The sequence below is a fragment of the Stenotrophomonas sp. 2YAF26 genome, assembly GCF_052114625.1.
Lineage (GTDB): Bacteria > Pseudomonadota > Gammaproteobacteria > Xanthomonadales > Xanthomonadaceae > Stenotrophomonas > Stenotrophomonas indicatrix.
Genome location: NZ_JBFRFC010000003.1, coordinates 106,036 through 117,819, shown reverse-complemented (window position 1 = coordinate 117,819; position 11,784 = coordinate 106,036). Strand labels below are relative to the sequence as shown.

8 protein-coding genes are annotated in these 11,784 nt (G+C 65.7%); 4 read left to right on the top strand and 4 right to left on the bottom strand.

Annotated features, from left to right (window positions below):
• Nucleotides 1-31: 31 nt before the first annotated feature.
• Nucleotides 32-1,384, top strand: a complete 1,353-nt coding sequence (gene murL / locus AB4Y98_RS04520; protein WP_363730345.1) for a UDP-N-acetyl-alpha-D-muramoyl-L-alanyl-L-glutamate epimerase — start codon at nt 32-34, stop codon at nt 1,382-1,384.
• Entirely contained in the window at nt 1,365-2,774 is a 1,410-nt protein-coding gene (gene murD, locus AB4Y98_RS04515; protein WP_442243868.1) for a UDP-N-acetylmuramoyl-L-alanine--D-glutamate ligase, read from the top strand. The genes murL and murD overlap by 20 nt, the downstream gene beginning before the upstream one ends.
• A gap of 87 nt (nt 2,775-2,861) precedes the next feature.
• Here murD and AB4Y98_RS04510 read toward each other — a convergent pair whose 3' ends face one another.
• Nucleotides 2,862-3,443: an SMI1/KNR4 family protein gene (locus tag AB4Y98_RS04510; protein WP_312787884.1), complete on the bottom strand. Its 582-nt coding sequence runs from the start codon at nt 3,441-3,443 to the stop codon at nt 2,862-2,864.
• Between the two features lie 70 nt (nt 3,444-3,513).
• A complete protein-coding gene (locus AB4Y98_RS04505) occupies nt 3,514-4,794 on the bottom strand; it encodes a hypothetical protein (protein ID WP_442243867.1) in 1,281 nt (426 codons plus the stop codon).
• Between the two features lie 105 nt (nt 4,795-4,899).
• Here AB4Y98_RS04505 and AB4Y98_RS04500 point away from each other — a divergent pair, with 105 nt between their 5' ends.
• A complete protein-coding gene (locus AB4Y98_RS04500) occupies nt 4,900-5,691 on the top strand; it encodes a dienelactone hydrolase family protein (RefSeq protein ID WP_442243866.1) in 792 nt (263 codons plus the stop codon).
• Between the two features lie 162 nt (nt 5,692-5,853).
• On the opposite strand, the gene AB4Y98_RS04495 is transcribed toward AB4Y98_RS04500, so the two are convergent.
• Complete coding sequence (locus tag AB4Y98_RS04495; protein ID WP_301868841.1) at nt 5,854-6,852, bottom strand: polyprenyl synthetase family protein; 999 nt, start codon at nt 6,850-6,852, stop codon at nt 5,854-5,856.
• A 215-nt stretch (nt 6,853-7,067) separates the two neighbouring features.
• Here AB4Y98_RS04495 and AB4Y98_RS04490 point away from each other — a divergent pair, with 215 nt between their 5' ends.
• Nucleotides 7,068-8,681 carry an alpha-glucosidase family protein gene (locus AB4Y98_RS04490; protein WP_154879587.1) on the top strand — a complete coding sequence of 538 codons (1,614 nt, stop codon included), beginning with the start codon at nt 7,068-7,070 and terminating at the stop codon, nt 8,679-8,681.
• A gap of 332 nt (nt 8,682-9,013) precedes the next feature.
• Here the strand turns inward: AB4Y98_RS04490 and AB4Y98_RS04485 are convergent, their stop codons facing one another.
• Complete coding sequence (locus tag AB4Y98_RS04485) at nt 9,014-11,773, bottom strand: TonB-dependent receptor (protein ID WP_394196215.1); 2,760 nt, start codon at nt 11,771-11,773, stop codon at nt 9,014-9,016.
• Between the last annotated feature and the right edge of the window lie 11 nt (nt 11,774-11,784).

The window sequence follows — 11,784 nt, the reverse complement described above, 5'->3', positions numbered from 1 at the left end:
CGTGCCTGACCGTGCTTGAACTGGATTCACCATGACTGCTTTCGACAAACACCAGGTTTCCCGCTTCCGCTTCGTCCGCTGCGAATTCGCCGCGGACACCGGCGTGGCCAAGCTGGTCTACGCCTTCGATGACGGCCCGGAAATGGTGGAAACCGTTACCGTGCCCGGCGCTCCGTTCGTGCTGGAACCGGCCCGTGCCGATGCCGTGCAGCGCGCGCTGCGGCTGCTGCACCTGATTGCCGGTGTGAGCTACTACAAGGCCGGCGTGCCCGATACGGTCAGCATCGACAGCTACAGCATCGATGCCGATACCGCAGCGCTGGTGGAGACCATCTACCTCAACGGCCTGGGCGAATTCGCCTACCGCAACGGCCTGAACCTGCGTGGGCGCTTCCGCCTGCCGGTGCAGGGCGAAACGGTGCAGGTACCGGTGCTGGGCCTGCAGGCGCATGCGCTGGTCGCCATCGGTGGAGGCAAGGATTCGCTGGTCAGCATCGAAGCGCTGCGTCGCGCCGGCGTGGACGAGACGGTGACCTGGATTGGTGGTTCGCAGTTGATCCGTGCCTGTGCCGAGCGCACCGGGCTGCCGACGTTGAACCTCGGCCGCGCGCTGGCGCCGGAGCTGTTCGAACTCAACCGCCAAGGCGCATGGAACGGGCACATCCCGGTCACCGCGGTGAACTCGGCGATCATGGTGCTGGCTGCGCTGCTGCAGGGCGTTGACCAGGTGGTGTTCTCCAACGAACGGTCGGCCAGCTACGGCAGCCAGATTCCGGGCACCGGCGAGGTCAACCACCAGTGGTCGAAGGGCTGGGCGTTCGAACAGGCCTTCGGCATGTACGTGCAGAAACAGGTGGCCGCTGATCTGCAGTACTACTCGTTGCTGCGGCCGATGTCGGAGCTTGCGGTGGCCCGCCAGTTCGCCAAGAGCGATTTCTACGACGCGCATTTCTCCAGCTGCAACCGCAACTTCCACATCCTTGGCGAGCGCCCGGTGAACCGTTGGTGCGGCGTCTGCCCGAAGTGCCACTTCGTGTTCCTGGCGCTGGCCCCGTTCATGCCGAAGACCCGCCTGGTGCGCATATTCGGCCGCAACCTGCTGGACGACATCGAGCAGGCTGCTGGCTTCGACGCGCTGCTGGAATTCCAGGACCACAAGCCGTTCGAATGCGTGGGCGAAGGCCGCGAATCGCGTGCAGCGATGGCCACCCTGGCGCAGCGCCCGGAGTGGAAGGAAGACGTGCTGGTGAAGCGCTTCTGCAATGAAATCCAGCCGCAGCTGGATGCGGCCGAGCTGGAGCTGGCACCGCTGATGCAGCTGCAGGGCGAACATCGTATTCCGGCGACGCTGTGGGAACGGGTGCGTGAAGATTTCGCAGCTTGAAGGCAAGCGCGTAGCGCTGTGGGGCTGGGGACGTGAGGGGCGTGCTGCGTATGCGGTGCTGCGCGCGCGCCTGCCATCGCTTGGCCTGAGCCTGTTCTGCCCGGCCACCGAGGTCGCGGCCGCGCGTGCGGAAACGCAGGGCGTGCTGGACGTGCGTGGTGAACCGTCGGCTGATGCACTGGCTTCATTCGAGGTAGTGATCAAGTCGCCGGGGATCAGCCCGTACCTGCCGATCGCGCTGGCGGCGGCGGAGCGGGGCACCCGCTTCATCGGCGGCACGGCGTTGTGGTTTGCCGAACATGCCGATGCCGATGGCACCGTGCGCGACACGATCTGCGTGACCGGCACCAAGGGCAAAAGCACCACCACCGCGCTGGTCGCGCACCTGCTGCGCGCAGCGGGGCATCGCACCGGCCTGGTCGGCAACATCGGCCTGCCACTGCTGGAAGTGCTGGACCCGCAACCGGCGCCTGCGTACTGGGCGGTGGAGCTGTCCAGCTACCAGACCGGCGAGGTCGCGCGCAGTGGTGCGCATCCGCAGGTGGCGGTGGTGCTGAACCTCTTCCCGGAGCACCTGGACTGGCACGGCAGCGAACAGCGCTACATCGAAGACAAGCTGCAGCTGGTGACTGGCGCCGTGCCGCGCGTTGCCGTGCTCAATGCCGCAGACCCGCATCTTGCGGCGCTGTCGCTGCCCGGCAGCGAGGTGGTCTGGTTCAACCAGCCGCAGGGCTGGCACATGCGCGGTGACATCGTGCATCGCGGCGGGCAGGCGGTATTCGATACCCGCAATACGCCACTGCCGGGCCGCCACAACCGCGGCAACCTGTGCGCGGTGCTGGCCGCGCTGGAGGCGCTGGGCCTGGATGCCGTGGCGCTGGCGCCGGCGGTGCAGGACTTCCGCCCGCTGCCCAACCGCCTGCAACGCATCGGCCAGGCCGATGGCCTGACCTACGTCAACGATTCGATCAGCACCACGCCGCATGCCAGCCTGGCGGCGCTGGAGTGCTTTGCCGGCCAGCGCATCGCGTTGCTGGTGGGTGGGCATGATCGTGGGCTGGACTGGACCGACTTCGTGCAGCACATGGCGCATGACATGCCGCCGGTGGAGATCGTGACCATGGGCAGCAACGGCCCGCGCATCCACGCGATGCTGCAGCCGTTGGCCGACGCCGGCCGTTTCGGCCTGCATGCCGCTGCCGATCTGCCTGATGCGATGTCGCTGGCGCGTCGCGCACTGGGCGAACAGGGTGGGGTGGTGCTGCTGTCACCGGGCGCGCCGAGCTATGGCGCCTACCGCGATTACGTTGCACGTGGGCGGCATTTCGCCGAGCTGGCCGGGTTCGACCCGGACACCATCAGCGCGATTCCGGGGATCGGGATCGCCTGATCGGCGGGATCGGGGTCGGATCCCTTTCCGCAGGAAAGGGCTCTGCCCCTGCTGAATCCTGTGCACCCATCCACGCTTGGCGTGGATCTACTCGTCGAGGAAGCTGTAGTCGCGGTCGATCAGCTGCTGCAGGTAGGCATCGAAGCTAGGGGCGATGACCGCGTAGCTGTCCGGATCGTGCAGGTAGCGCACCACCTGTCCAACACTGCCGCCGGGTGCAGGTTCGAAATCCAGATACAACATCGAGGTGCCGCCGTTGTTCATGCAGTGCGAGAAGCACAGTCGGCGGCTCATCGGCAGGTTTGCATCGATGCCGGCGCCGAGGATGTCCGGCTCTTCATCCAGCCATTCTTCGTAGATGGAACGGATGCTGTCGTCCCACTGCTGCTGGTCTTCGAAGATCTGCGCGACCGAGCGCAGGTAATACGGATAGTCGCCGACGTCGGAGCCGAGCATCAGTACGCAGACCTCGCCGCCGGGATACTCGCGGAAGTGGGTGCCATCCACCTGCGACAGCAGCGCGACAAGACTGTCCGGCACCTGCGGCCACTGCGCGCGCAGCCGCCGCAGGTCTTCGGTGCTGGCGCCCAGGACATGCGCCCATTGCAGAGCATCCTCGGCAGGCAGGCGCGGAATCAGGCCAGAGAGGAAACGATCAACAAGTATCATCGGAAGACGCCAATGGCAGGGCAGGCACAGTCGGCTTCGTGCGTCGAAGCCGACCGTGCAGAGCAGATTCTCAGCGTACCACCTCGAAATCGATGATGTCGTAGAGCGATGAGCCGTACTTGCCATGCGATTCCAGCGCAACCGCGATGCCGAGATCCTCGATGAAGGCACGTACACTGCGATCGCCATCCACCTTGCACTCCAGCCTGATTGCATCGCCAGAAAGCGAAGCAGATACCTCGCGTGCCGGGAATCGCTCTCCGATCACGCAGGACAGCTCGGTCCTGAGTGGCTTTGAAGTGCCACGTTCCGGATAGAACACCATCGTCGTTTCAGCGCGGAAGCGGTTGCCGGGTGTCCACGTGGCGGGAAGATCCTGCTTCAGCGAGCGGGTCTGCAGCGTCATCCCGGCATCGCGCATTGACGCCAGCTGGAAGAGATTGGCCTTTGACAGCCGCTGCATGGTGAACGAAGTGTAGTCCTCGGTAATCTTCAACAACCCGTTGTCGGCCACCATCGTGATGGTTGTCGGCGTGGTCGAGGCGGGCTTTCCCTTGATCCGGTAACGGTAGGTCAGTGATGTAAAACGAGGTGCCAGCAACGGGTTGTCCACGCCATCAACAACCGCCTTGGAAACGGGGACATCCTCCAGCCGGCGACCGGCCGCCTGCGGTTGCGGGCGATCAGCCGCCGGTACGTCAGGGCGTAGCAGGGCCATGACATCTGCATCCACCGCGCCCTGCAGCGAACATCCCACCCGGGTCCTGCCGTCGCTGGATTCCATCATCAGTACGCGTTCCAGAAGCATGCGCCCGGCGGCGATACCACCGCGATTGGATGTGGGCAGCCACTGATCACCCGCGCGGACTTCGCTGCGGACCTGCATTCCGCGATCACCCTGCAGGCGGTCGGCGTGTTCGATCAATGGCGACAGCTGCTTGACCACTGCGTCCTGTGGCGCGTCGAAGGTGAATCCCCAGGCCACATAGCGCCCCAGCACGCCCAGGTCGGAGGCGTTGTCGAAGTAAGCGGTGACCGGCAGGCCGGCAATACGTGGTCCGCCGCGGAGCTGGACTTCGTTTGTGGCATCGGAACGGTCCTTGCTCTCGATCCAGCTGATCGTGCCCGTGCCGCCCAGCGATGCGTGCGCGGCCCATGCATCTGCGTGCTGGTGCAGGCTGGAGAAGAAACTGGCATCGCAGCGGCTGAACGCGGTGAAAGTTTCGTCCAGGGGACTGGCGGTCAGCTGGGCGGCGGGGAGCAGAAGGGAGAGCGAGACAAATACGGTGGAACCCAGGGTGTTCACGAAGAAGGACATCCTTGTTGGAGAAGGGGGGGCATGGTTGGACACTACCTATCGGCCTTTTTGCCTGGATCTGAAGTGCGGGCTGCACTGCCTGCTCCAGCTTCACACCGGGCTCGTACACTCCGGATTCCCTCTTGGTGGAGCAGGCGCATGAACCGTTGGCGTTGCGGGGTGGCGATGGTACTGGGGCTGGCAGCGATGCCAGCGTGGGCGGCGATGAAGACCCAGCCGGTGGAGTGGAAGCACCAGGGCACGACCTTCAGTGGCGTGCTGGTCTATGACGATGGAGATGCTGACAAGCGTCCCGGCCTGGTGATGGTGCCGAACTGGAAGGGCGTGAACGAATCGGCCATCGAGAAGGCCAAGCAGCTGGCGGGCGATGACTACGTGGTGCTGGTGGCTGATGTGTACGGCAAGGGCGTGCGGCCGAAGACCGATGCCGAGGCCGGACCGGTGGCGACCAAGCTGCGCAATGACCGGCCGCTGCTGCGGGCGCGGGCACTGGAGGCGGTCAACGTGCTGAAGGCGCAGGCGGGCAAGGCACCGCTGGACGCCAGCCGGATCGGCGCGGTGGGCTTCTGCTTCGGTGGCACCACGGTGCTGGAACTGGCGCGCGCCGGTGCGCCGCTGGCGGGTGTGGTCAGCCTGCATGGCGGACTCGGCTCCCCCTTGCCGGCGCAGGCCGGCGGCAGCCACCCGTCGGTGCTGGTGCTCAATGGCGCCGACGACAAGAGCGTGACCGCCGAGGATATCGGCAGCTTCCAGAAGGAAATGGATGCGGCCAAGGTGGACTGGGAGTTCACCAACTACAGCGGTGCGGTGCACTGCTTTGCCGAGCGCGATGCCAACAGCCCGCCGGGCTGCCAGTACAACGAACGTGCCGCCAAGCGTGCCTGGAAGGCACTGGATGAGTTCTTCGAGGAGCGGTTCGAGAAACGTTGAAAAGGTGTGCCGACCAACGGTCGGCACCCACCCGTCCTTGCAGGTGCCGACCGTTGGTCGGCACTCATCTGCCCTGGTTGGTGCCGACCGTTGGTCGGCAACCTCATGATGCTGCGGATGTCATCGGGAATGCCGGCCAGCGGCCGGCACTACCGGGTGCGGTCAATGCGAGCGCTGTACCGCGTAGCGGGCCAGGCCGCGCAGGGCGGCGACGGCGTCGTTGTCGGCCAGGCCGTCGAGCGCGCGTTCGGCGGCTTCGGCATATTCCTCGGCACGACGGCGGCTGTATTCCAGGCCTCCGGTGGCGTGGATCGCCGCCAGCACTTCCGGCATCGCCGAGGCATCACCGTTCTGCACGATCGCGCGCAGGCGCTGGCGGGTGGCCTCATCGGAATGGGCCATGGCATGGATCAGCGGCAGCGTCGCCTTGCCTTCGGCCAGGTCGTCACCCAGGTTCTTGCCCAGCTCGTCGGCGTTGGCTGAATAATCCAGCACGTCATCGGCGATCTGGAAGGCGTAGCCCAAGTGCATGCCGTAGTCGTACAGGGCCTGCTGGGTGGCTTCATCGACACCACTGGCCAGTGCACCCAGGCGCGTGCCGGCGGCGAACAGCACCGCGGTCTTGCGCTCGATCACGCGCAGGTAGGCGGCTTCGTCGGTATCCGGGTTGTGCACGTGCAGCAGCTGCAGCACTTCGCCTTCGGCAATGCGGTTGGTGGTGTCGGCCAGGATCTGCATCACCGGCATCCGGTCCAGCTCGACCATCAGCTGGAAGCTGCGCGAGTACAGGAAGTCGCCCACCAGCACGCTGGGCGCGTTGCCCCACAGTGCATTGGCGGTGCTGCGGCCGCGGCGCAGGCTGGATTCGTCCACCACGTCGTCGTGCAGCAGGGTGGAGGTGTGGATGAACTCGATGATCGCTGCCAGCTGGTGGTGCTCGGGGCCGGCGCCGCCGACCGCATGGCCGGCCAGCATCACCAGCATCGGCCGCAGGCGTTTGCCGCCAGCGGAGATGATGTGGTCGGCGATCTGGTTGATCAGCACCACATCCGAGGACAGCCGGCGGCGGATCAGGGCATCGACGGCAGCCATGTCGGCTGCGGCAAGCGACTGGATCTGGGACAGGCCCAGGGCGGGACGGGTGTCTTCAGTGATGGTCATGCGATCAGGCTTTCAGGCTCATCCCTGATTATAGGCGTTGCCTGTGAATTGGGGAGGAAACCGGGGGCCAGGCCACCGCCGCGCGCCACCGGGCGTGGCGTCTGGCGTGAATACGTATGCAGGCAGCGCCATCGTCGTGGGCCGCCGCTAAGCTTGCGGGAGTTGGTTTTCGGCCCGCTTCCAGCGGGTCCCGCATGCCCGGAGGGGGGCTGTCGATGTCGCACTATCCATGGTGGCGCGGAGCCGTCATCTACCAGATCTACCCGCGCAGTTTCCTCGACGCCAACGGCGACGGGGTAGGCGACCTGCCCGGCATCATCCAGCGCCTGGACCATATCGCCGCGCTGGGCGTGGATGCGATCTGGATCTCGCCGTTCTTCCGATCGCCGATGGCCGACTTCGGCTATGACATCGCCGACTACCGCGATGTCGATCCGCTGTTCGGCAGCCTGGACGACTTCGACCGGCTGCTGGCCAAGGCCCACGGCCTGGGCCTGAAGGTGATGATCGACCAGGTGCTCAGCCACACCTCGATCGAGCACGCCTGGTTCCGCGAGAGCCGCCAGGACCGCAGCAACCCGAAGGCGGACTGGTATGTGTGGGTGGATCCGCGCGAAGACGGCACGCCCCCCAACAACTGGCTGTCGCTGTTCGGCGGCGGTGCCTGGCAGTGGGAGCCGCGCCGCGAGCAGTACTACCTGCACAACTTCCTGGTGGACCAGCCGGACCTGAATTTCCACCACCCGGAGGTGCAGCAGGCGACCCTGGACAACGTGCGCTTCTGGCTGGACCGGGGTGTGGATGGCTTCCGCCTGGATGCGATCAATTTCTGCTTCCATGACGCGCAGCTGCGCGACAACCCGCCCAAGCCGGCCGACAAGCGCGTCGGCCGCGGCTTCAGCGCGGACAACCCGTACGCCTACCAGTACCACTATTACAACAACACCCAGCCGGAGAACCTGCCGTTCCTGGAGCAGCTGCGCGCCCTGCTGGACGAGTACCCGGGGGCGGTGAGCCTGGGCGAGATCTCCTCGGAGGATTCGCTGGCGACCACCGCCGAATACACCCAGGATGGCCGCCTGCACATGGGCTACAGCTTCGAGCTGCTGGTCAACGATTACAGCGCGGCCTACATCCGCGACACCGTTTCGCGCCTGGAAGCGGCGATGACCGAAGGCTGGCCGTGCTGGGCGGTGTCCAACCATGATGTGGAGCGGGCGGTCAGCCGCTGGGGTGGCCATCCGGCCGACCCTCGCCTGGCGCGGATGCTGGTGGCGCTGCTGTGTTCACTGCGTGGTTCGGTCTGCCTGTACCAAGGTGAGGAGCTGGGCCTGGCAGAGGCCGAAGTGCCGTTCGAGGCGCTGCAGGACCCGTATGGGATCACCTTCTGGCCCAACTTCAAGGGGCGCGACGGCTGCCGCACGCCGCTGCCGTGGATCGACGCGCCGCTGGCCGGCTTCACCACCGGCAAGCCGTGGCTGCCGATCCCGGCCGAGCACCAGGCGGCGGCCGTGGCGGTGCAGGCGCAGGATCCGCATTCGGTGCTGTCGGCCTTCCGCAGCTTCCTGGCCTGGCGTCGTACCCAGCCGGCCCTGCTGCACGGTGACATCCGGTTCCTGGACAGTGCCGAGCCAGTGCTGCTGTTCGAGCGTATGCTTGCAGATGAAACTCTCCTGCTGGCCTTCAACCTGTCGGCCGAAGCGGTGAGCCATCCGCTGCCGGCGGGCAACTGGCAGCAGGTGGCTGTGCCGGGCCCGGATGCGGGGACGGTGCAGGGCAATGAACTGCAGCTGCCGCCGCGTGCGGTGTATTGCGCGCGACGCAGCTGACCAATTTCTCCGGTGGCGGTACTTGCGGGGACGGGGCCGAAGCGCCCCGTCCCTTTTTTGTGGGCGCGGTTCCGGTGCAGGACATCCACGCATGGCGTGGATCTACCGGGGGTATGCAGGATGGATCCCCGTCATGCATGGATGCGATGCGGCGGGGTAGATCCACGCCATGCGTGGATGGGGCCGTACCGATCACGCTTGACTGGCCAACGCGTTGCGCACAAAAGAAAACCCGCTGCCTGCGCAGCGGGTTTCCGGTCCTGCTCCCCTTGGGTGCCGGCCAGCGGCCGGCACTACCGAGTCCGGGTCGCCGGGCATGGCCCGGCGCTACCTCAGAACTTGTAGTTCACGCCCAGCATGTAGGTGCGGCCCCACTCGATGTACTCCAGCGGGCGATCCTTGGTGCCGGCGTAGGTGCGGTACGGCTCGTTGGTCAGGTTGCTTCCCTGCAGCAGCAGGGTCAGCCCACGCAGGCTGCTGCTGTCGCTGAAGGTATAGCTGACCTGCGCATCGGTCACGTTCTCGCCCACGACATAACGCAGGGTGCGGTTGCCGTTGAAGTTGCCGATCTCGCCGATGAAGTCCGAACGGCGGCGCTGGCTCACGCGTGCTTCAAAGCCACTACGCTCGTAGTAGGCAGTGAAGTTGTACACGCGCTTGGACAGGCCGGGCAGGCTGATCGGGTCGGTGCCCACGCTGGACGCGCTTTCCGGATCCAGGATCTGGATGTCGCTCTTGTTGAAGGTCGCGCTGGCCTGCACGCCGAAGCCACGCAGGCTGTCGGTCAGCATTTCCAGCGGGAACGACGCGGTCAGCTCCAGGCCCTTCAGGGTGCCGCCCTTGCCGTTCACCGGAGTCGAGAACGTGCCGGTCGGCAGCACCGGCACCACCATGCCCGGCGGCGGCACATAGTCGCCCAGCAGGCCGGTGAAGTCGTAGTTGTCCACCGACTGGGTGTAGACGTAGCTCTTCAGGTCCTTGTAGAAGATCGCGGCGGCCACGTAGGCCTTCTCGCCGAAGTACTTCTCGTAGGACAGGTCCAGTGCGGTGGCGCGCCACGGGTCCAGCAACGGGTTGCCGCCACTGCCGCCGGGGCGACCGGTACCGGTATCCACGCCGAACTCCAGGCCCGCGCGCATCTGGTCCACGCGCGGGCGCGCGACCTGCTTGGCTGCGGCAAAACGCAGGGTCTGCTCATGCGGGAACATGAAGGCCAGGTTCAAGCTGGGCAGCCAGTCGTTGTACTTGCGGCCGTCCGAGTAGGGCTGGATGTTGTTGCCGGCCGCCTGCGAGCTGTCCCAGTAGCGCGAGTCCGAGCTCTGGTCGGTGTGCTGCATCTGCACGCCGATATTGCCGCGTACGCCCACCACACCGATGTCGGTGTTGATGTTCAGGCGCGCCCAGGCGGTGGTGATCTTTTCCTGCACCGTCCACGACTTGGGAATCAGGTAGTCCAGGTTGTCGACCGGATTGAAGGTCATGTAGCGACCGACCGCGCCAGGCACGTTCCAGGCCGGGATGGTGCCCAGGCCGGCGAAGCCGAGGTTGACCGGGCGGTACTGCAGATCCGATGCGATGTTGGCATCGCCCTGCGCGCCCAGCAGGATGTTGCCTTCGGACTGGGTCTTCACCTTGCGGCGGTCGGCATAGTTCACGCCGATATCCAGATCCGGTGCCCACGACGCCATTGCTTCGGGCAGGGCGATGGTCGCGGCCAGCTTGCCACCCTTCAGGCGGTCTTCCACCTTCGGCACCTTGCCGTAACCAGAACCGTAGATGGTGTTGGTCAGGAACAGCGCGTCCGGGTTGGAGTAGTTCAGGCCCGGGCTGATCTGCGAGAAGCCATCCTGGCGGAACTGCACACCGACCGTATCCAGCTGCGGCATCGGGGTCAGCTGCAGGTTGTTTTCCAGGTTCAGTTCGTCGCGGGTGGCCTTGGAATAGTTCAGGTCAGCGACCAGCTTGACGCTGCCGAAGGTGAACTCGTTGTTCCAGCCGAACGCATCGATCTTGTCCTTGCGCTTGTTGTACATGCCGCGTACCAGCGGGTACACGCCACTGGCGGTGCCACCGGTGAAGGTGCCATTGGCGTTGACCTGCGGGTTGCTGACCAGCAGGCCCGGGGTGTAGTTGCCGTTGTAGTTGCTGAGGTTGAGCTCGAACTGGTTGGCGGTGTCGATCTGCTCTGCTTCGGTGTGGAACGCGTCGAAGGTGCTGGTCCAAGCGTTGTTGGGCCGGAACTGGATCGTGGCCATCACACCGTCGCGCTTGTTGTTGCCGGTGCGGCGCAGCGCCTTGATGCCGTCGGTGAAGTAGGTGCCAGCGGCAACACCGGGGCGGTTGCCGTTGGTGGTGTGCTCGGTGGTCCACGGCTCGTACAGGCCCACCTGGTTTTCCTGGATCGGCATGTCGCTGTGCGCGTAGCCGATCGCGATGCCGAGCGTCTTGTCCAGGAACTGGTCGATGTAGCTGGCGCTGAAGCGGTTGCCGTACGGGTCGGTGTCGGCGGCGCGGCCCAACGAACTCTTCTGGTAGCGGCCGCTGACGGCGATGACGCGGTCGGGGAAGCTGAGCGGACGTGCAGTCTGCATGTCGATGGTGCCCGACAGGCCCTGGCCGACCAGCGCTGCGTCGGGGGTCTTGTACACGGTCACGCCGTTGACCAGCTCGGACGGATACTGGTCGAACTCGACGCCGCGGTTGTCGCCGGTGCTGACCACTTCACGCCCGTTGAGCAGGGTGGTGGCGAAATCCGGCGACAGGCCGCGCACGCTGATCACCTGCGCACGACCGGCCACACGCTGTGCGGCAAGGCCAGGCAGGCGCGAGATCGATTCGGCGATGCTGACGTCGGGCAGCTTGCCGATGTCCTCGGCGGAGATGGCTTCGACCACCGAGGTGGCGTCCTGCTTGGTCGCGATGGCGCTTTCGATGCCGCGACGAATGCCGGTGACCTGCACGGTGTCCAGGTTGGTGGCGGCGGTGCCGGCTGGCGGGGTTGCCGTGCTCTGCGTGGACTGCGCTGCTGCCAGCGATGGCGTCAGTACGACGGCCAACGCGATGCTCAGCGCACTGCGCTTGTGGTTCAACATTTTCCCCTCCC

Excerpts from the sequence above, each read along its gene's own strand:
- AB4Y98_RS04490 (WP_154879587.1), top strand. The coding sequence starts at position 7,068 with ATGTCGCACTATCCATGGTGGCGCGGAGCCGTCATCTACCAGATCTAC.
- murL (WP_363730345.1), top strand. The coding sequence starts at position 32 with ATGACTGCTTTCGACAAACACCAGGTTTCCCGCTTCCGCTTCGTCCGC.
- AB4Y98_RS04500 (WP_442243866.1), top strand. The coding sequence starts at position 4,900 with ATGAACCGTTGGCGTTGCGGGGTGGCGATGGTACTGGGGCTGGCAGCG.
- AB4Y98_RS04510 (WP_312787884.1), bottom strand. The coding sequence starts at position 3,443 with ATGATACTTGTTGATCGTTTCCTCTCTGGCCTGATTCCGCGCCTGCCT.
- AB4Y98_RS04485 (WP_394196215.1), bottom strand. The coding sequence starts at position 11,773 with ATGTTGAACCACAAGCGCAGTGCGCTGAGCATCGCGTTGGCCGTCGTA.
- AB4Y98_RS04495 (WP_301868841.1), bottom strand. The coding sequence starts at position 6,852 with ATGACCATCACTGAAGACACCCGTCCCGCCCTGGGCCTGTCCCAGATC.